Genomic DNA, 20,450 nt, shown 5'->3' on the forward strand with positions numbered 1-20,450 from the left:
TGGGTTAAACTGTCTGCTTTTTGCCTAAATTTTTCGGTGTGTTCATCAGGCTTGCATTCCGGAAATGTCGGTTTATTTGGTTCACCAGTTTGTAGGGCCGGTTAAAAGCTTCCTGGTTAAGCTTGAAATGATCGGAAAGCCGGCGTATTGTTTCTTTGGATAGTCCTTTCTGGCAGTTCAGTATTTTCGAAACCGTGCCTTTCGATAAATTGAGGATACGGGCCAGGTCAACGGCTTTCAGGTTGTTTTCTTCCATCAACGATTTTAACAGTTCAACCGGGGTAAGTTCTTCAAACGAATTGTTCTCGCTGTCCCATTTTTCAATCAGCAGGGTAAGCAATTCAATTTCATCGGTCAGGGTTTTATCTCCTTTAACCAGTATATCTTCCAATACGTTGCAATACTCGTTGTACTGCTTTTCGGTTTTAATGATGGTATATTTTAAAGTTTCCATTGTGTTTGATTTAAAACATTTCAATAAAATATTGTTCCTCTTTATTGCAAAGCTTGGTGTAAGCTGCATGAGTGCCAATCCATTTTACAAATAGGTGCACTTTTTGTTCCCCGAAATAGTATTTGCAAATCATCCGGTATTTGTTTCCGCCAATGTTGAATACTACCCGGTCGGAGCCATTTCCCAATATATCAGCACTGCTGAATGTTCCAACAATGTCCTGGGGCGTTTCCCAGTCAGCCCGTGCCGCAATGGACAGCCAACCATTAAACGGCTGCTTTGCCTGGACATTTTCAGCCACATAGTCTTCAATAGACTGCTTCTTTATTAAATGAACCCTCATAGGCTAATGATGCAAAGTTAATAAAAAAGTTTCACAAAAGGAAACTATTAGATATTTCCAAAGGCTTTATTCATGGCTTCTTTTTCCATGTTCTTATCCGATCCCATGTACCGGCGCAAGGTTTTATCCTGGGTGATCCCGGCATTTTTCTTGGTCAGGTTCATATCTTTTGTATTGTGGTAAAAGTTGCTGATAAACGTTTTCCGGGCGGTATGTGATCCGATCAGCTTGTACTTGGGTTCAATTTTCTCCGTTGTTGTTCCCCCTGTAAAATCTTTGAAAACCGTGGGAGTAATTATTCCTGCTTTTTCACAGCATTCCTTGATGTACTCATTAAACCGCTGGTGGCTTATTTTCGGGAGGGCCTTGTATTTGTCCTGGTATCTTTTAATAATCTCGATGGCCGGTCCTGCCAACTCAATATCCAGTGGTATTTTTGTTTTGTGCCTGAGCTTGGTAAGTGTTCCGTTGTTGATGTGCTCCCTGGTCAACGAATCCAGATCAGAAAAGGCCAGGCCTGTAAAACAACCAAAACAAAACTTATCCCGCACCTGGTTCAATCGCTTGTTTTCAAAATCGTGATGATACAAAGTTGACAGCTCATCCATCGTCAGGAATATGATTGTAGGCTCTTTTTCAGTGGCCGAAAATTCTTTAAACCCGGTTTCGTCGTGATACTTTTGTTTAATGCTCCAGTTCAAAAAGAATTTAAGCTTTTTGATAGCCGTTGCAAAGGTGTTCCAGCCCAAGCCTTTTTCGGTTAAAATGTAATGTTGGTACTTTTCAAAGAATACGGTATCAATCGTTTTATAGTCGATATAGTATCCGGTTTCCTTTTCAAACTCTATTAACTTCGTGTAATATAGCGTATAGTTTTGCTTGGTTTTCGGCTCTACTTTCTTTGATGTCAAATATTCATCATAAGCCGTCCAGAATGCTTTTTCTGTCAGGCTCCTTTCACCATTCAGAAATTTTTTTGCAATGGCTGGGGTTAGATCAACTTTATTCATTCGGCAACGCCTGGTAAAGTCTTCAAAATCTTTTTCCAGTCTCTCCAGCGTGCTATTTATTAATTCGTGGCCGTTGGTCTTACCCGGCCGGGGCGGTCTCACCCGTTGTTGTTTCGGGTTCCATTCAGAGGGCAGGATATGATCAATTATTTTGGTTGTGTTCTTGTAATTGATTGTGATGTTTGCTTTTATTGGTGCAAATCCTTTCTTGTTCCGGTTATTCTTATCGATATAAAACGTTACCTTTGGTTGTGTTTGCCTGGACATATCTCAAGTTTTCACCAAAGTTATGAAAGAGAATTTAAAAGAGAGAATAAAGAATGAAATTAAGCTTTTGTGACTGAAGATAGAATGTAAATTTTTATTCAAATGCCTGTTTTATAGGTTTTTATAGGCATATAACTTGTTGTGTCTTTATATACAAAAAGTCCTACCTGGGGAGCTTTATAAAGCTAAAAACGCACAAACCGCCGGATATCGAACGATGTTTGGCGGTTTTTATTTAACCGCTTTCCAAATCAATCCATTTTTGTCTGAAACTTTTGATGTTAGTTTGCTCCTGATTGGATGTTCAATTTGACTTAGTTCATTCATCGGATTTGACCTCAGTTGATTCGTCTTGATATTTATGATAAATCTTGTGATTACTAATTTGTAAATGTCAACTTAAAGTCATGTGAGCCATGAAGGTTAAAGTCAAAATTCAAATTTTTATTCGCAAAGATGTACCGATGGCAAATGGACTACTACCAGTTTATCCGGGAATTTACTACGGGGCGCAAGTTGCAGAAATGTCTACCGGCAAGGGTCTTGAACGAACGAATGGATCGTTATTTGACTGGACAAAAACGAGCAACAGATGACGGGCCTTTACTTCCAAAGGCTAAGGAGATATTGAAAAAATACGAAGGTTATTCAAAAAATCAGGAAAAGACATTTTACTTCCTGTAACGACCAATCAGAAAATGAACAGCTATCTGAAAGAATTGGGGGTATCTGTAGCATCAATCTTTCTGCAATTGAAGAAGGTAATTATGGTTTGGTGATGTGTTTCAAGGAGACAAACAGCCTCTCAATATCGGCAAAAAACACCATCCACTTTTTTACCAACCCGGCAATTCTCCGATTCAACATTTTTGATTTCTTATCGTATATACAATCAGCTTATTGCTATCTTTCATGCTGAGCCTTAAGACAAAACGATTTTTAAGAGGACCATTAAACAAGGACTTGAAAATCAAATTCGCCGAGTTGACGGTTAAAAGGTGTAACTTTACTTTGCTACTATAATAATACTGCATTGAAAATCTACATCAAAAATATGGTTTGTATCCGTTGCCAGATGGTGGTGAAGGCAGAACTTGAAAAAATTGGACTGCAATATGCCTCCGTGAAAATCGGGGAAGCTGATCTTATTGGCGATGTCCAGCCATTGCAACTACAACAATTGAATGTCGCCTTGGAAAAATCAGGACTGCTTTTGATGGAAGACAAGAAAAGTATTTTGGTTGAAAAGATAAAAAGCACGATTATCGAATTGGTGTATTATACAGATGATCAAATTAAGGTTAATCTTTCAGACTACCTAAGCGAAAAATTCAATCATAATTATACATATATGGCAAACCTGTTTTCTGAAGTCAATGGCATTACCGTTGAAAAATTTTACCTGACCCACAAAATAGAGCGAGTAAAAGAACTGATTGTATATGATGAGTTAAATCTCACCGAAATCTCCTACAAAATGAACTATAGCAGCGTTGCCCACCTGTCCAATCAATTCAAAAAAATTACCGGATTAACTCCCTCTCATTTTAAAAGGCTCAAGGGGAAAAGACAGGACATACTAAAAGATGTGTGAATTATGCAACAATTTTTCAGAATAATGTAACGAGAAAGCCATTCGAATTCCTGAATTTTATATCCTGACATCTCTATAACCGGAAAAATAAGCTCTTGTTTTTATTTTTCGGTGTACTAATAGTCTGTAAATAGGCGTACGCTAAGCGTTTCGAGTTATAACAAGCTAATTTGTTTGGTTTTGAATGAAAGGGGAAATACTGTTTGGTAGATCCCTTTGAACGATTCATCGCTCCTATTTTTCAATCGGCAATTAGAAGGATTGAAGGCTTGCAGGTTCATCTTTTCATTCCTTCCTCTTTACAAATAGCTTCTGAATTTAACCATAAATTTAGAATAATGAGATGAACATATTATTGATCTATCCACAGTGCCCCGAATCGTTTTGGAGTTTCAAGAATGCTTTAAAGTTTATTTCCAAAAAGGCTGCTGTACCACCACTCGGGTTGATCACGGTTTCAGCCATGCTCCCCTCATCATGGCAAAAAAAATTGGTGGACATGAATGTGTCAAAACTTCATGAAAGCGACATTCAATGGGCTGATTACGTTTTCATCAGCGCCATGTATATTCAAAAGGAATCCGTAAGTAAAGTCATCGCCGAATGTGTGAAGTGGGGTACCAAAATAGTTGCAGGAGGTCCACTATTTACCCAGGAATACGACAACTACCCTCAAGTAGACCATTTCATCTTAAACGAAGCTGAAATCACCTTAGCTCCGTTTTTAAAGGACTTAAGTATGGGGAAGCCCAGACGGCTTTACCAAACCGATGAGTTTGCCGACATTACACAAACACCTGTACCCGATTTTCATTTATTGTCGGTCAAAGATTACGCATTTATGAATATTCAGGTCACCCGTGGCTGTCCATTCGCCTGCAGTTTTTGCGAAATCACAACCGTGTTGGGGCATAAAGTCAGGATGAAAAGCATTTCACAAATCATTAATGAATTGGATGTCTTATTTCACAAAATCAAATGGCGGGGCCCCGTTTCCATTGTGGATGATAATTTTATTGGCAACAAAAGCGAACTGAAAACAAATCTCTTGCCAGCTATGAAAAAATGGATGCAAGATCACAAGTTCCCATTTAGCTTCAATATTGAGACTTCGATAAATTTAGCTGATGATACGAATTTGTTGAATTTACTGGTAGAAACAGGATTTAATTCAACGTTTATTGGCATCGAAACCCCTGACGAAGACTCACTGCGTTACTGCAATAAAGTGCAAAACAAGAACCGCGACCTGCTCGAAAGTATCCGGAAAATTCAAAAAGGAGGCATGCAAGTGTCCGGTGGTTTTATTGTTGGTTTCGATAGCGACACACCATCTGTTTTTCAACGTCAGATTGATTTTATCCAGCAAAGCGGTATTGTTTCGGCAATGGTTGGGTTATTAAATGCTCCCAAAAACACAAAATTGTATAATCAAATGAAGGCTGAAAACAGGCTAACAACAGAAGCAAGTGGCAACAATACAGATATGTCGATGAATTTTATCCCCAAAATGGATTCCAAAGTTTTACAGGAAGGCTATAAACGAATTATTCATAACATCTACAGCGTAAAACCTTACTATGAAAGGCTTCGAAAACTGCTTTTGAATTACAACCGGAAATCCGCTCATCAAACCAGGATCAGTTTTTCACTTTTTAGGGCTTTTCTGAAATCTGTATTCATCATTGGACTTCTAAATAAAGGACGAAGGGAATACTGGAAGCTGGTTATTTGGACACTTTTCACCCGGCCGACAGCCATCGTTGATGCCATTACCTATAGCGTTTATGGCTACCACTATCGAAAGGTTTACGGACTGTAGAACTGGCGCTTTTTAAGGCATTCTTCAAAGCCATCTGGAGTTTCACTCTTTAAATTTGGAAATATCGATTGCGGACAAAAGACATTCCCGCTTATCATCAATAACTACTCCTTCCAAATAGACAGGGTGTAAGTTTTTTTGATCAATCCCCATCATCACTTTGCACGATTCAGTCGTTTTCCTCTCAAAGACCATCCGAAGAAAATCCTCAAACACCGCTGATGACTCATTAGAAACGAAAAGTTCAAATTTGGTATTTATCAAACTAAAGCGCTTCTCACCAAGTATTTCGGCACCTGTAAAGTTCAAATCGCAGATTAAACCTTCAGTATCGAGCGTAAAATACCCCATCGGAGCAAAATCAAACAACATAGTGTTTTTTTTCACGGCCAATTCGGCTGTCTCATTTGCCTGACGAAGCTCTTCGTTCTGCATTTCCAATTCGATTTGGTATATCTGCAATTCGTGTAGAAGCGTTTTAACTTCGATTTTCGTCTCCGGTTTAACCATTTCGTGGCATTTTCCATCCAGGTACTCTTCTGCCTTCTGCCTTAGCGTTCTGCCACCTGTTGAATTCTTACTTCTGCTGCTCATGCTTTTCTTATTTAATTTTTTTGTTTTAGCAGATTGTATTCTTCTTATGAAATAAACTGTAAAAACATTAACGAATCATGGAAATAGGCATTGCATGAGACGAACAGAGTCTATGTTTCTGCAAACTGCTCTAAATCAAATAATTTGGATAAACGAGGGCCCAACTTGCCTTCCTCTTTAAAATTGGCATTCAGAAACGTTTGCACCAGCGTCCAGCATTGCTCATCGGTTGAATTTACTTGCTGATCCAGGCACATCAGGTTCATGTAAATATTTTCGACTCCATGTTTAGCCGAGAAGTTTTCGGTAATCAATGCATTGCGAACGCCAGCTACCTTATTGGTTGTAGCTTTAAGTTCGGCTATAAACCGAGTTTTCACGATAAACCCAGAATGATTTGCTGCTATTCCGACAGTTAGCTTTCGTTTTCTGCCCAATCTTCTTTTTGCTTTTCTATAATCTTTTACTCCCATTTTTAGACAATATTTTGGTTTTGACCAGGCCGATTAATTATAAACATTGATCGTTTTTTTCTACAAAATAGAAATCCGATAAAAAAACCGACTGCTAAACCAATAAATACGGATCCTCAATTCCAATTGTACATACCTGTCGTTCTATTTCCGTGCATCATTCCGTCATTCGTATCACAGCCTAAAATTAATAGCATAAACAGCATGCTTTAAAGTATCCTTTTACTTGCTCTCGTTACTGTCTTTATGTCCACAGTTTATTCCCTTTCTTAATTATACGAAGCTAAATGCGATTTTCAACCTTGGGGACGAATCTTCTTCCTACTCGTGACCATTGAACTGTTTATCAGCAAGCTATCGAAAACCATCCCAATCAGAGCTTTGACCTTGATCCATTCATTTTATGTATCAGTTGCTCCCTTTCTGCTTACCGTAAAATTCTTTTACAAAAGCCTGTTGTTGATTTTCCGTCAGGTTATCAGTCGACATAATTTCAAATTTTATCTTTTCAAATTGACGATCATCTTTTAACCTATTGAATAATTCGGTTTTTGCATTCGTTGGTCCAAACAGAAGAACTTCTTTGTAATTATTTATCAGGCCACCTAACTTTTTGTAAAAATCAGCTTGTTGATTCTGCTCCTTACTGTGCATCAAACTTTCATTCATTCTCAAATTTTGCACCCGCTCGGGAAAGGCAGAGGTTAATTCTAACGAAATAATTACTACGTTTTCATTTGAATATTCTATGATGTTGGCTGTTGAATGATCCATCCAAATTCCTAACTGTTTTGCTGATTTCATCTTGTTTCATTTTTGGTGCTTTATGACTTTATTACAGAACAGCCCGGTAATAATTCTGTTAAAATCAGATTTTATTTTTTTGTTGGAATAATCAATACCGGTATTGTTGTATACAGTAAGACCCTTTCAGTAACGCTTCCCATGGCCGTATTTTCGAACCACTTCCTACTGTGCGAACCCATAACAATAACATCTGCATCAATACTTTTTGCTACCGCTAGTATGGATTCCGCAAAATCACCTTCCTTTGTTTGAGTCTGAATCCGATCATCTCCCAAATATTGTTTTGTTTTGTTAAGGAATTGACTTGATATTTCGTCCGGCTGAAGTTCTTCTTCTATAAATTTGTCACTAGTATCCATATGCCCGGCGAATCCCAAGATGGTAATCCGTCCAATTGAAGTATAATACAACGGATCAGCAATTACGTGTAGCAGAGTAACTTTTGCCTTCATCGTTTTGGCGAACAAAAATCCTTCATCTGCAACTTTCTGAGCACTTGGATCATAATCCAAGGCAATCAATACTTGTTTTGTTTTAGCTGTCATCCGAACTCAATTTTAATTTATCTTTCAACGTTATCTCCTGTACATACCTGCATTCTACTAAGCAAAAACAACCTAACTAAGAGCACAGTCTAAATTTCAATAAGAGTAAAATCAGCATTAGTCAACAGCAGCTATCCTTGTTTATCTTTATAGCAATATTATCCCGGTTATTTAGGCTAAATTTTTTGCTTCAGTAATAATCAGATAAAGCTCTTTCCAATTAATATCAAAGTAAATTCGACGTCAGTGTTTCTTAAAGGTTTAACTGTGAAATAGGTTTTGAAGAAGCACAATAAATCCGGCTACTGGTAAAAGAATATCAATTTACCTGAAGGAATGAAACCCTATGGTTACAATGGCCACCGAAGGATATTTAATCCTGCAATAATGTAAGGTAAATTTTTCATGGTTTTTGTTTTTTATTGACATATAAGAAATGACAGATAAAATGAAATTTGCCATCATTTGGTTTATGAAACCAATGGTGACATCGATTCATTCTAAAATCTATCTGTTGTTAATACCACCTGTCGACCAGGATATTCAACGTTGATCTCTGACTCGGTTGTTATAAATATTTTCACAGGTTGATAAGGAGACACGGTCTCTATGGTAGCCTGCAATTTACTTGAAAAAAGCGCGGTTGAACTGACCAATTGTCCCAAATTTTCAGTTTTGCCCTGATCGGTTTCCATCCAAACGACATAGGTTAGTTTCGAGTTTTCCATCCTTTCAATTCCAGCCAAATTGGCTACATAAATCTTAATGTGATAATTCTTATTGCTATCTTCCTTAACCTTCACATAACCCTCTGCTGCCGGAACAACGGTCGAAATATTAAATTTGAACTTTTTGGCAGATAAATTCAGCGGTGAAAAAAGAAGAACCAAAAAGAAACCTATGAGTATCATCTTCATTTTACTTAAAGTTGTTAGTGTTTCCATCTTATTCGATTTAAATTACTCTAAATACTGGATTGTACAATCAAAGGTAATACTCGGCAATCGCAAGCATGTTACACAATTCTGGATAAGAGTTACATCATTCTCACATAATATTACGACAATTGATTTCATCGGAATACAACAGACGCCGGTTTCCCAATTTCAAAATCGCGAAAGCCGAAATCGGTGGTTTGAAAAGAGTTCATTTTAAGAATATTTTTTCCTTTACCGGGAATTACCGGATAGAAAGAGATGGATAATTGAAAAGCATTCATAACCAGGTTGTCATTTTTTATTAAAACGCCCAATCCTATTTGCGAATACACCTTGCTTGCATGGAAACCTTTTTCTGCATCGCCAAGCATACCCAACGAAACGTTTAAATAGGGGCCGAAATGAAAGCCGATAAGATTCCACGGAGCATAAAATTGTGTTTGCGACGTAAGCAAGAAACGGCTGGTTCCCGACAAAACCAAGCTGTTAAAACCTCTCAGCCCGTATTCATTATTAATTGTCAAACTGTCGTAAGCGGTACGGTGGATGCCAATAATAACCTGCGGTTTAATAAACTGCCTGAATTTCCACTGTCCGATTTCAATCAATCCTGTAAAATAATTTACGCCGGCCCTGAAAACACCCTGCTCGGCCTGCGCCGACCTGAGGAACGTACCAAATTCGATATTGGAACTCAGGTATCCCCACGTATAATAATTGCCCGAAGAAAAACGCGCTCCAACATAGAAGCGCCCAATACTGTTTTTTTCCTGATAACCGCCAGTCAGGCTGATAACTTTTCCAATCGGAACATCTTCTGTTATTCCAAACTTGAAAATATACTTGTCTTTTACATATAACCGTGTTGCTACGCCTATGCTGGAGAGGTAAAAATTCTCGTCGCGGTAAAAGCGGAGTGTGTCAATCGTTTCAGGGGGCTTTTCGATAAAACGGATCCGGATAAAACGCGCGGCAGAAATGAACCTGGTCGTACGGCTATATTCCGAATTTCCCCTGAAAACAGGTATGGCGTTCCCCGCCCAGTAATCTTGTGCATTGTACTTATAGCGTATAAAGTTGATTGACAGGATTGTATCTTTATGAAGGTATTGCGAAAAACTTATACCTGCTGCCCACTTCGCCAAAGGGGAAAAAAAAGGACGATCGACGGCAAAATTTTTAATAAAATTTCCGTATTCATCAGTGCCATATTGCAGCGTTGAATTAATATAGGTATTTCGAATATTTGGGATAAAGTATTTCATTCTGTAAGCCATGTCGCCGGTTGAATGGTTCCAAATGATTCCATTTCGAAACTCGTGGCCCGTGCCAATGAAATTGTTTTCTCTCAGTTTAAAGGATAGGCGAGAAGAAGACCAGGAGCCTCCGGGGATAAGGCTCCAGCTATCCAGTTCGTGGATGAAAATATCAACAGAATCATTCGTTTCAGGCGCTGCAACTATATAAAACGATACATCGGTGACGTAATTCATACTGCGTACCAAACGTTCAGACTCTTTTACCAGCAGCGAATCGAAGGGTTGATTTTTATGGATCAGCAAGAGGTTTCGAATGGTGTTGTGATGGGTTTTAACATGAAATTTGTTTCCGATGTTGGATAAATAGTTGAGCGATGCCGCAATCGTGTCGCCAATAGAATATCCAAACGGGTCGAGCGTTACAATATTGATTTGCCTGATGATTTTCCCTTCAAAAGAACCGTAAGGTTTCTGTACGAGCCTTTTATTCAGTGTTTCTAGCGCGGGGGGTGGTGCTGTCGGTTTAAAAAACAGCCGGAACATAAATTTGGTAAACTTGCTTCTTTCGGAATAGGTTTCGATGTTCTCGTAAAGATGGGTCGAATCTTTTTGAACTGTAATATCCTGTCCAAATGCAAGATCATTTGTAGTCAGTAAAACAAAAAACAATATTTTGACACTTTTTATCCACATTGTTCTCCATTAAAAACAGTCTGGCGCAGGCACGCTGATTGCCATTTTAAGCCTTCCGTTTTGTTTTTGCCTTAAACCCTTACCCGGTCTTTTTCACTTATTTTCAACCGGTAATCACATTTCTGCCTCCATTTTCTTTTTTCCTCTTCTTTACTCTTTCGCTTAAAATACCTCCTGAAAAGGAAGTTGTGTTTGAGCGCTTCCATGTTTTCGTTCAACCCTTTGCTGCTTTCTTTTAGGTTAATAATGGTTTTATCAATGTTTTTTACGATAGTTGTATCCTGGATCAACATCCCTATGGCTCCTTCGCCAATGTTTATTTTCATCATAATTTCACCAAGCTGGTACGAGGCAACTTCAGTTTTTGCGGCAGTTTTTTGCAGGCTCTCCATAAAAGCGAACACATTTTCTTTGGTAAGATCTATCGTTTCATCCAGTCCTGCCGAACTTTTTTTGAAGTTACCAATGGTCTGATTGATATTTTCTGCAATGGTTGAATCCTGGATTAATCTTCCGAGCGTACCTTTCCCGCTGTTGATATTCGTCATTATTTCAGCGAGTTGAAGTGTAATGAGTTCCGCATTAACGGCTGTTGAATGCAAACTTATCATAATAGCATCAGTCTCGACAGGCTCCTTTGATAAAATCTGCTGGCCGTCATTTGCCATTGGCGCATCATTACTTCCCTGGGTGATGATTACCACCCGGTCGCCAATAATACCTTCGGAACCAATACTCGCATAACTGTCAGCCTTTATAAACTGCTGCATATCTTTTCTGATAAGCAGATCAACCTGCACTGTTGAATCATTAATAATTTTAATGTTATCGACAATGCCAACGTCGATGCCTGAGAACCGGATATTATTTCCAATCTGAAGGCCGCTAACGTTGAAAAAGGTAGTTGTAATTTTAAACACGGGATTAAACAAATTCTGTTGTTTGCCGATAATAAAAATCGCAATGACAAAAATCGTTATTCCTCCTGCAATAAAAATTCCCAGACGTGTCTTAAACCGTGGTGTATGATTTTCCATTTTTTATGTTTTTTGTTTGAAAAAAGACCGGATCAGCTCATCGGTTGAATTTTCGAATTCATCGATATTCCCTTCCATGTAAACCTCGCCGTCATGCAACATGATAATTCTGTCGGCAGTGGCACGGGTACATTCAATATCGTGAGTGATGATGATGGATGATGTTTTGTATTTTTTTTGAACATCATTAATCAAAGCGCTTATTCCGTCAGAAGTTACCGGATCGAGTCCGGTGGTTGGCTCATCGTACAACATAATCATCGGATCGACAACAATGGTGCGCGCCAGGCCCGCCCGTTTTCGCATTCCTCCCGAAAGCTCGGAGGGCATTTTGTGTAACGTGTCGGCCAAACCCACATTCTCCAAAGCCTCCTCAATTTTTTGGTCCCTTTCCTTTTTCGTGAGTTTCTTATTTATTCTGCGTAAAGGAAATTCAAGGTTTTGTTTAATGGTCATGGAATCATACAGCGCACCGCTCTGAAAAAGGAAACCAATTTTTTCCCTCAGCGCGGCAAGTCCCTTACTGTTTAATTCATTTACATTTTTGCCCAGTACCGTAATTGTACCCTGGTCAGGGGTTAACAAACGAACAATGCATTTAATAAGAACCGATTTTCCGGAGCCTGATTTTCCCAGCACGACCAGGTTTTCGCCTTCAAAAAGCTTTAACGACAAGTTTTTTAATACTTGCGAATCGGCAAAACCTTTACTGAGGTTGTTAATTTCAATAACCAGATCGGATGTTTTTACACTTTCCGGAGTAACCGTTTCATTTTCAATCATATCTTATGTTTTTATTATAAAAGCATATCAGTTATCTGAACAGCAATTAAGTCAACAATGATCACAAGCAGGGACCCAAGCACCACGGCCGAATTGGCCGCTTTGCCCACGCTTTCTGTTCCGCGCCCTGCGGAATAACCTCTGTAACAACCCACGAGCCCGATGACAGCGCCAAAAAAGAATGTCTTAACTACGGCAGGTAAAAGATCCATAAAATCAACCACCCTGAATGCCTGATTGAAAAACAAAACAAAAGTGACGCTTCCTTTAATATTTGCACCTGCCCAACTTCCCAAAATTCCAAGAGCATCGGCATATAAAACCAAAATGGGAATCATCAGCGTGGCAGCTAAAACCCTTGTGACCACCAGAAAACGCATGGGATGGGTGGAAGAAACTTCCATGGCATCAATTTGTTCCGATACTTTCATTGAACCCAGTTCGGCCCCCATGCCAGAGCCAATTTTTCCGACACAGATTAATGCGGTAATAACCGGTCCCATTTCCCGAATGATTGATAAAGCGACCATTCCCGGAAGCATGGATACAGCCCCGAAATCGACCAAAACAGGCCGCGTTTGTATGGTTAGCACCAACCCGATTATAAAGCCGGTTATTGAAATAAGCGGCAACGTTTTGTATCCAATTTGAAAACACTGGCGCAGGAATTCATTCAATTCAAAATCCAGGGAAAAAGTTTCTTTGGCAAACTGCCGAAGAAACAAAAAGAAATCGCCTATTCTTGAAAAGAAAACATTAGCTTCCTGCGTTTTCTCAATGGTTTTATCGCTAAGTTTAATGACTTGCTTTTTTACATTGGGAAGTTTTCTAACCTTTTTTATTACAGGATCAATAATTTTCACTATAAAATGGTTGAATGTTATCTCACTGTACAAAGGTCGTTGGCTTCAACCGACAATACATTACATAATTCCAAAGAAGATTTACATCATTCACACATTAAAAAAACCGAAAAACATTGAATACCAATAAAAAACAATTACTTTTGGCCCATGCGGAAAAAGAAAATCGGTTTAGTTTTTTTTTTGTTGGTTCTGATTTCTGTGATAAGTGAGTGGAGTGTCGCGTCTTATAAGGACCATAACTCACCCCTGTTGATTGAAAAATTTAAACTAACAAATACAGGAAACTCTTCAGAACTTCCTGCTTTAGATTTATTGCAGACCGCACTTTCCGGCTACGAATTACTCAAGGAAGAACAGACTATCCGTCGTCCGGAAGTGATTACCATTATTGATTATAGCCTGCCTTCAGACAAAGAGCGGCTTTGGGTACTCGACCTGGTGGAGGCAAAAGTTTTATACCATTGTCTTGTTTCGCATGGACGCAATTCGGGCGAAGTTATAGCCAATAATTTTTCCAACGATTCAGGCTCGTATGCCAGCAGCCCCGGGTTTTATACCACCGGAGAAACCTATTCAGGTAAAAACGGTTTTTCACTTCGGCTTGATGGAATGGAAAAAGGAATTAACGATAAAGCACGTGAACGGGCGATAGTGATCCATGGTGCTGATTATGTTTCTTCAGAATTTATCAGGAAAAATGGAAGACTTGGCCGCAGTCACGGTTGTCCGGCTGTTCCTGAAGAATTGAGCAGGGAAATTATTGAAACCATCAAAGACGGCACATGCCTGTTTGTTTATGTACCCTCAGAAAGCTATCTGACAAAATCGCCGGTTATCAGCAGAATGGCCGCAGTTAAAAAGGGATAACCTTTATTTTTTCTGCTTCCGGTTTTTGATTTAAAGCATTCAACACGATTTCATCATGCCCGTAAATATCTTTTCTGAATTGAACACGGCCATTTCCGTCGGTCCATGCTGTTAGGTATAGCAAAACCACATCAACAGGCGTTTTTAACCGGACTGTTTGTTCCTTTTTCTGCTGCATGGCGTTGTGGATTTGCGCTGAAGTCCACTCCGGTAAATCGTACAGTAAAAGTTCGGCCAGTTCAAATGGTTTTTCAATTCTGATGCAACCTGAACTCACGGCCCTGTCGTCGCGTGCAAAAGTTCCCTTGGTGGGAGTGTCGTGAATATAAATGTTGTTGCTGTTTGGAAACATAAATTTTACTTTCCCCAATGCATTGTCAGGTCCGGGACTTTGGCGCACCATATACGGAAAATTGTTTCTCGATATGTTTTTCCAGTCAATTTCTTTGTAGAGAATTTCAGAACCGTCGGACCTTAGAATTTTCATATTTTTTTTAGTCAGATAGCCTGAACCTTTTTTTAGTTCGGGAATCACGTCATTTTTCAAAATGGTAGGAGGTACGGTCCATGACGGGCTAAATACGATATAGGTCATTCGTGCATTAAAAACGGGGGTTTCCCGGTATTCTTTTCCAACAACAACGCGCATCGAAATCAGGGTATCAACTCCATTGATCATCAAAAGCCTGTAATTGGCAATGTTTACCATGATGTATCTCTCCGTTACTTTTAATGGAAGCCACCTGAACCGTTCCATATTTACCTTCAATTGATTAATAAGCTTTAGCGGTTTGCTGTTTAAGGCGAGTAACGTTCCTTTTCCAATAATACCATCGGCATTTAAACCCCAGTCTGCCTGAAATGACTTTAGTTGTTTTTCGAAATCAATATCATAATCCACAGAAATGCTGTCGGATAACGGATATCTTAATTTTATCAGCCTTTTTCTGATTTCCGGGATGATTTGATTGGATTCGCCGGGCTTTACAATTGTATCCGTCAGAATTGCCGGCCAGGGTTCACCGGCGATGCTGAGAAAAAATGCCAGGTTCTCTTTCATCAACCAATAAGCACGATATCTCGGGGCAAGCAGGTTTAGCGCGTTGGCAACATCATTAAAAACCAGTGCTTCTTCCAGTTTCACATTAAACTGCAACTCCGGCTCTTTACGCTGTATCTTCCAACTCCGGCCTTCATTTTCTGAATCAACTCTGCCGTAATACAAATGCAGGCCTAAAACTAAAAAAGCATCAGTGAGTAATACATCCAGTTTCATCATATCCTCCGGATCCATTGGCATAAAGGGTACTATTTTACCAATATATTTTTCAATCAAGCTTAGATGATAATCGTTTGGATGCAAACCATGCCGGTCAATCTGACGGATATAATCGAGCAACAGAAATCCGTTTTTGCCCAAAGCATTCGCATTAAATTGTACCGGAATATCAGATTCAATCCAGGCAGGAACATCAGCATTTGCCCTGACCAGAGTTTCCGGGTTAATCCAGGGTGGAGAATCAGAAATTATCCATTCCGAAGCTTTTTTAGTTATCCATGCCGGGGCATAATTTCTTTTTGTATAAAACTGATGCAGCATTTTACTCGAAAAAAGGGACTCCTGATCAATCACATAGGACCTATTTTCCGGCTTGTTGCTGATAAACCTGCTGATCGATTCAGTAAGTTCATTTGCCGCCAATGAGAAGGTTGAAAACAAAATAAAAGCAACAACGATTGTATGTTTCATCTGTCAGGTAGTTTATTTGTCAAACCTGTCCGTCGTGAGAATGTCTTCTGCACCCGGATAACGAACATTCTGGTTAAATTCGGTGGTAACAAAAAACCGGACAGGTTTAAATGATGAAACGGTTTCAAGCGATGCGCTGATTTTTTTTGATATGAATCCGCTGGAACTATTCAACTGCCCTAGATTTTCAGCATTTCCATGTTCTGTCTCCATCCAAACAATATACATTTGTTTTGAAGACTGTAATCTTTCAACCTCCGCCAGATTTTCAATCTGCACCTTTATGGCGTAATTCTGGTTGTTGTCTTTTTTAATCTTTACAGTTCCGGTGGCCGCAGGAACGACCGATGAAGTTAAAAAAGGTACAGTCGTGTCACATGAAGCGACAAAAAGTATGATGGTCGCCAATAATATGGCGGGGAGGATTTTTTTTGTGAATTTATTTGAAATAAGTGTAGTCATCCTGATTCATTTTAAATGAGATTTCCCGGATTAAAGGTAATTCCTTATGGCCCGGAAAACATTACATGATTCAGGACAAGAGTTACATCATTCACACATTATTCCTGATTTTTCAGTTTGAATTTTGAAATATCGATGACCGACAAAAGACATTTTTGTTCATCTTCGGTTACGACACCTTCCATGTACACCAAACACAAAGGATTATTGTTGTAACCAAGCATTACTTCGCATGATTCCTTCGCATTCCGGGAATAAACCTTTCTAAAAAAGTTATTAAAAGCAGGCCTTGATGCTTCGGAGACAAATAGCTTAAAATTGCTGTTTATCAGCGAAAAACGTCTATCCCGGAGCATGTCGGCTCCTGTGAAGTTGAGGTCGCAAATAGATCCTTCCGGGTCGAGCGAAAAATACCCTACCGGAGCTAAATCGAACAACATGGTGTATTTTTTCAGCGCTGACTCCATCGTTTCATATGCCTGACGCAACTCTTCGTTTTGCATTTCCAGTTCAATCTGGTGTACCTGAAGCTCATGAACGAGTTTTCTTATATCGGTTTCCTTTTCCAATTGGGCCGCATCTTTTTGTTTCTCTTTGAGTACTTCTTCCGCTTTTTTACGCAACATTTGTGCATTTGTGAAATCAATTTCTTCGACAGTCATGGTTCTGTTATTTTAGTTTTGTTGTTGTTAAAATTATTCCTGATGGCATATGCAGGTTATTGTACATGACATGAGCCGACCATTCAACATCTGTTTCTGTCGCTTTGCAGTCAATAACTTTCATTTTAAATTTGCTATTATCGTTCTGTTTCATCAATTTAATCATCTCAAGTTCTGTTTTTTTTCTAAAAGGTTTCGGAACAAACAATTCCAAAAACTTTTGATTGGTAACAGCCACGCTTTTTTTGCCGAAGAATTTTTCAGCCACCGAATTAAACTCGTTAATCATCAAATCGTTGTTTAATTTAATGACGATGTCGGGAAATGAATTTAGAAAAAACTTGTTCAGCTTTTGCATTTCGTTTAATTCTTCCGCCACCTGTTTTAAATCGGAGATGTCGATAAAAGTAATGACGAGCCCGTCAATCCGGTCGTCGAATGTACGATAAGGCATAATCCGGATGGAAAACCACCTGCCGTCAACGGTAGGAATTTGCTTTTCAATAAAAATCAGCGTCCTTAACACTTCCAGGGCATCTTTTGCCAACTCCGGATAAATAAGTTGTGAAACCTGGTCGGTGAATGGGCGGCCAATATCGCTTTTAATCAGTTTGAATATTTTGGTTGCCTGATTGGTATAACGGCGGATATTTAATTCCTTGTCGAGAAACAAAGTGGCAATGTCGGTGCTGTTGAGCAGGTTTTTCATGTCGTTGTTTACGCGCGAAAATTCATCCACCTTCGACTGTAATTCAGCGTTCACTGTCTGAAGTTCCTCGTTCAGGCTCTGCATCTCTTCTTTTGAAGTAGTCAATTCTTCGTTGGTTGACTGAAGCTCCTCGTTGGTTGACTGCAATTCTTCGTTGGTTGATTTCAGCTCTTCCTGCGACGTTTGCATTTCTTCCATAATACTCTGTATCTCTTCCCGGGTATGCTGCAATTCTTCTTCCAGTTCCGATTCCCGTTTGCTGCCCGATACATTTTTACCTTTTCGTGCCAGGTGTTTGGTTTCCTGAGTTTCAGGGACATCCAAAAAAATGATCATGATTTTGCCGTACAAAGGTTCCGGTTTATTGATCCACTGAATGTTGACATTGATCATAAGCGAACCGCCATTTGTGCCGATTTTAACATGGTGTAATACCACGGCTTCTTTTTTCATGACGGCTTTACGGAATGCAATGGCAAAATCGTTTTGAAAACCTGGCCGTAACATGGTAAAAATATTCATGTTTGCTTTGCCCACCGCCGGTTCCAGGTATTTCCCGGTCCGCCCGCTAATATAAAGGATATCGCCATTTTCGTTGACCAACACCCCGGCTGGCGAAAATTGGCTTAACAGCATTTGATCGGCAAGTGTTTGAATGTTCATAACTGGTTTATCAGGTAGCTTTGTTTCTATTTGACTTATTTTGGGTCGGGAAAAGGAAGAAGGGAAATCGAATAGTTCTGGATTCGTAAGGGCTTCGGCACGTTTATATATTTTCAAACTTGAATTTACTGCGGAAAAAAGATGTCCCTGCACCCCAAGTGTTTCTGAGTTGCCCAATAGTAATATACCATTGTTGGTTAGGCTGTAAAAGAACAGACCTATCAATTTCCGTTGCAATTCGGGATCCATATAGATAAGCAGATTTCTGCACGAAATGATATCGATATTGGTAAATGGCGGGTGCATAATAATGTTGTGCTGGGCAAACACAATCATTTCCCTTATTTCTGTGCTGATACGAAATCCGTCGTCTGTTTTGGTAAAAAAGCGGTTTAGCCTCGTTGGCGATACATCGGCTGCAATATTGTCCGAAAACAATCCTTTCCGGGCGGCATCGATGGCATCGCTATCAATGTCTGATGCAAAAATCTGTAAAGAAATTCGCTCGTGTGTTTTTATTTTTTCAAGCGCTTCCTTAAATACGATAGCCAGCGAATAGGCCTCTTCTCCGGTTGAGCAGCCAGGGATCCAGGCCCTTAATGTAGAGTTGTTGCTCTGTTTGGCAATCAGGGACGGAATAATTGTTTCTTTCAGTTTTTCCCAAACCGGTGCATCGCGAAAAAAATTGGTTACACCAATCATCAGTTCTTTGAACAGGATATGCACTTCCTTGGGATTTTCCTGTAATAAATGTACGTAAGAATAAATTTCATCAATTTTATATACGCCCATTCTTCGTTCGATCCGGCGATAAACCGTATTTTTTTTATATAGGGAAAAGTCGTTGCCGGTATGCGTTCTCAGCAGGATAATTATTTTTTCGAACGCACTTTTGTCCCTGATTTCGTTACTGAGGTTCGATTTTACAACTGGTAAATGTTTCATAAAAGACAAGAGTTCCGAGGGTAATTTATCGGGCGGGGCAATCAGGTCAACCAAGCCGGAGTCAATGGCACTCCGTGGCATACTGTCGAATTTTGCAGTATCAGGTTCCTGTACCATCACTATTCCGTTATTCTCCTTGATAGCCCTTATTCCCACGCTCCCGTCAGAACCCATCCCCGAAAGAATAACACCAACCGCGTTTTCTTTCTGGTCATCGGCCAGCGAACGAAGGAAAAAATCAATCGGAAGACGCAATCCACGGGCTTCGATGGGATCGAATAGATGAAGAGTGCCTTTAAATACCGACATGCTTTTATTCGGGGGAATTACATAAACACAGTTTGGTTTTACTTTCATCAGGTCTTCCGCCTGAAGGACCTGCATTTTGGAAATCCGCTGAAGCAGTTCGGGGAGCATTCCTTTTTGGGTTGGATCCAGGTGCTGCACGACGACAAATGCCATACCGCTGTATTCAGGGGCATTGCCCAGAAACTGTTCAAGAGCTTCCAGGCCGCCTGCTGAAGCGCCGATACCGACTATCGGGAAACTACTGTTTTTCATTTCAGGAGTTTTTTCTTTTTTTGAAATCGCCGGTTCTGTATTTTTTGTTTTCAACTGTTTGTATTTTAAGTAATCCCCGTCATGTATGACATTTGTTCAACTCCTTCTTTTTCAGTATCCGCGTGTTGAACCGATTTTGAAAGCCATGTAAATATAGTTAATCCACTTCATTTGAAATTAAAACAATTGTAGTGTTTATACCAAAAATAATTTGCGCTTTTTGATTTTTACTTGTTCATGATGAATGCGGAAATTAACAAACTAAGATAATTTGTGCATTATATAATTCAGTGAAAAATTTACATTATTCCCACTTTTTTAAAAATGAAACACTGCTAATAATGTG

20 protein-coding genes are annotated in these 20,450 nt (G+C 39.4%); 4 read left to right on the forward strand and 16 right to left on the reverse strand.

Going from position 1 to position 20,450, the window contains the following annotated elements; genetic code table 11:
• Positions 1-4: 4 nt before the first annotated feature.
• The 3 genes from ACOIT5_RS12040 to ACOIT5_RS12050 are packed head-to-tail and all read right to left on the reverse strand — an operon-like array spanning position 5 to position 2,074.
• The gene (locus ACOIT5_RS12040; RefSeq protein ID WP_423126409.1) at positions 5-454 is read right to left on the reverse strand and encodes a helix-turn-helix domain-containing protein; all 450 of its coding nucleotides are present in this window, start codon (positions 452-454) and stop codon (positions 5-7) included.
• A gap of 10 nt (positions 455-464) precedes the next feature.
• Positions 465-797: a type II toxin-antitoxin system HigB family toxin gene (locus ACOIT5_RS12045; protein ID WP_423126410.1), complete on the reverse strand. Its 333-nt coding sequence runs from the start codon at positions 795-797 to the stop codon at positions 465-467.
• A gap of 47 nt (positions 798-844) precedes the next feature.
• Entirely contained in the window at positions 845-2,074 is a 1,230-nt protein-coding gene (locus ACOIT5_RS12050; RefSeq protein WP_423126411.1) for a tyrosine-type recombinase/integrase, read from the reverse strand.
• 416 nt (positions 2,075-2,490) lie between these two features.
• Here ACOIT5_RS12050 and ACOIT5_RS12055 point away from each other — a divergent pair, with 416 nt between their 5' ends.
• The 3 genes from ACOIT5_RS12055 (at position 2,491) to ACOIT5_RS12065 (ending at position 5,490) form a co-directional block, all read left to right on the forward strand.
• Complete coding sequence (locus tag ACOIT5_RS12055) at positions 2,491-2,670, forward strand: hypothetical protein (RefSeq protein ID WP_423126412.1); 180 nt, start codon at positions 2,491-2,493, stop codon at positions 2,668-2,670.
• Between the two features lie 437 nt (positions 2,671-3,107).
• Positions 3,108-3,668, forward strand: a complete 561-nt coding sequence (locus ACOIT5_RS12060) for a helix-turn-helix domain-containing protein (RefSeq protein WP_423126413.1) — start codon at positions 3,108-3,110, stop codon at positions 3,666-3,668.
• Between the two features lie 499 nt (positions 3,669-4,167).
• Positions 4,168-5,490, forward strand: a complete 1,323-nt coding sequence (locus tag ACOIT5_RS12065; RefSeq protein WP_423126414.1) for a B12-binding domain-containing radical SAM protein — start codon at positions 4,168-4,170, stop codon at positions 5,488-5,490.
• Positions 5,491-5,532: 42 nt separating this feature from the next.
• Here ACOIT5_RS12065 and ACOIT5_RS12070 read toward each other — a convergent pair whose 3' ends face one another.
• The 9 genes from ACOIT5_RS12070 to ACOIT5_RS12110 form a co-directional block, all read right to left on the reverse strand.
• Positions 5,533-6,084 (reverse strand): hypothetical protein, encoded by a 552-nt coding sequence (locus tag ACOIT5_RS12070; RefSeq protein WP_423126415.1) that lies wholly within the window; start codon positions 6,082-6,084, stop codon positions 5,533-5,535.
• Positions 6,085-6,194: 110 nt separating this feature from the next.
• Positions 6,195-6,557 (reverse strand): RpiB/LacA/LacB family sugar-phosphate isomerase, encoded by a 363-nt coding sequence (locus tag ACOIT5_RS12075; protein ID WP_423126416.1) that lies wholly within the window; start codon positions 6,555-6,557, stop codon positions 6,195-6,197.
• A 408-nt stretch (positions 6,558-6,965) separates the two neighbouring features.
• Entirely contained in the window at positions 6,966-7,361 is a 396-nt protein-coding gene (locus tag ACOIT5_RS12080; protein ID WP_423126417.1) for a hypothetical protein, read from the reverse strand.
• Between the two features lie 71 nt (positions 7,362-7,432).
• On the reverse strand, positions 7,433-7,909 hold the full coding sequence (locus ACOIT5_RS12085; RefSeq protein ID WP_423126418.1) for a universal stress protein: 477 nt from the start codon (positions 7,907-7,909) through the stop codon (positions 7,433-7,435).
• Positions 7,910-8,409: 500 nt separating this feature from the next.
• Positions 8,410-8,853: a hypothetical protein gene (locus ACOIT5_RS12090; RefSeq protein ID WP_423126419.1), complete on the reverse strand. Its 444-nt coding sequence runs from the start codon at positions 8,851-8,853 to the stop codon at positions 8,410-8,412.
• Between the two features lie 128 nt (positions 8,854-8,981).
• Entirely contained in the window at positions 8,982-10,799 is a 1,818-nt protein-coding gene (locus tag ACOIT5_RS12095; RefSeq protein ID WP_423126420.1) for a hypothetical protein, read from the reverse strand.
• Positions 10,800-10,870: 71 nt separating this feature from the next.
• Positions 10,871-11,836, reverse strand: coding sequence for an MlaD family protein (locus ACOIT5_RS12100; protein ID WP_423126421.1), 966 nt, complete (start codon positions 11,834-11,836; stop codon positions 10,871-10,873).
• Between the two features lie 3 nt (positions 11,837-11,839).
• On the reverse strand, positions 11,840-12,619 hold the full coding sequence (locus ACOIT5_RS12105) for an ABC transporter ATP-binding protein (protein WP_423126422.1): 780 nt from the start codon (positions 12,617-12,619) through the stop codon (positions 11,840-11,842).
• 14 nt (positions 12,620-12,633) lie between these two features.
• Positions 12,634-13,482 (reverse strand): MlaE family ABC transporter permease, encoded by an 849-nt coding sequence (locus ACOIT5_RS12110; protein ID WP_423126423.1) that lies wholly within the window; start codon positions 13,480-13,482, stop codon positions 12,634-12,636.
• Between the two features lie 252 nt (positions 13,483-13,734).
• Here ACOIT5_RS12110 and ACOIT5_RS12115 point away from each other — a divergent pair, with 252 nt between their 5' ends.
• Complete coding sequence (locus ACOIT5_RS12115) at positions 13,735-14,352, forward strand: murein L,D-transpeptidase catalytic domain family protein (protein WP_423126424.1); 618 nt, start codon at positions 13,735-13,737, stop codon at positions 14,350-14,352.
• Here the strand turns inward: ACOIT5_RS12115 and ACOIT5_RS12120 are convergent.
• The 4 genes from ACOIT5_RS12120 to ACOIT5_RS12135 all read right to left on the reverse strand — a co-directional run bounded on the left by ACOIT5_RS12120 (position 14,339) and on the right by ACOIT5_RS12135 (position 20,104).
• The gene (locus ACOIT5_RS12120; RefSeq protein ID WP_423126425.1) at positions 14,339-16,102 is read right to left on the reverse strand and encodes a L,D-transpeptidase family protein; all 1,764 of its coding nucleotides are present in this window, start codon (positions 16,100-16,102) and stop codon (positions 14,339-14,341) included. The genes ACOIT5_RS12115 and ACOIT5_RS12120 overlap by 14 nt on opposite strands.
• 12 nt (positions 16,103-16,114) lie before the next feature.
• Positions 16,115-16,564 (reverse strand): hypothetical protein, encoded by a 450-nt coding sequence (locus ACOIT5_RS12125; RefSeq protein WP_423126426.1) that lies wholly within the window; start codon positions 16,562-16,564, stop codon positions 16,115-16,117.
• A 98-nt stretch (positions 16,565-16,662) separates the two neighbouring features.
• Positions 16,663-17,226, reverse strand: a complete 564-nt coding sequence (locus ACOIT5_RS12130; protein ID WP_423126427.1) for a hypothetical protein — start codon at positions 17,224-17,226, stop codon at positions 16,663-16,665.
• 7 nt (positions 17,227-17,233) lie between these two features.
• Positions 17,234-20,104: a chemotaxis protein CheB gene (locus tag ACOIT5_RS12135; RefSeq protein WP_423126428.1), complete on the reverse strand. Its 2,871-nt coding sequence runs from the start codon at positions 20,102-20,104 to the stop codon at positions 17,234-17,236.
• Positions 20,105-20,450 lie beyond the last annotated feature (346 nt).

The sequence above is a fragment of the Gaoshiqia hydrogeniformans genome, assembly GCF_049347105.1.
Classification (GTDB): domain Bacteria; phylum Bacteroidota; class Bacteroidia; order Bacteroidales; family Prolixibacteraceae; genus Gaoshiqia; species Gaoshiqia hydrogeniformans.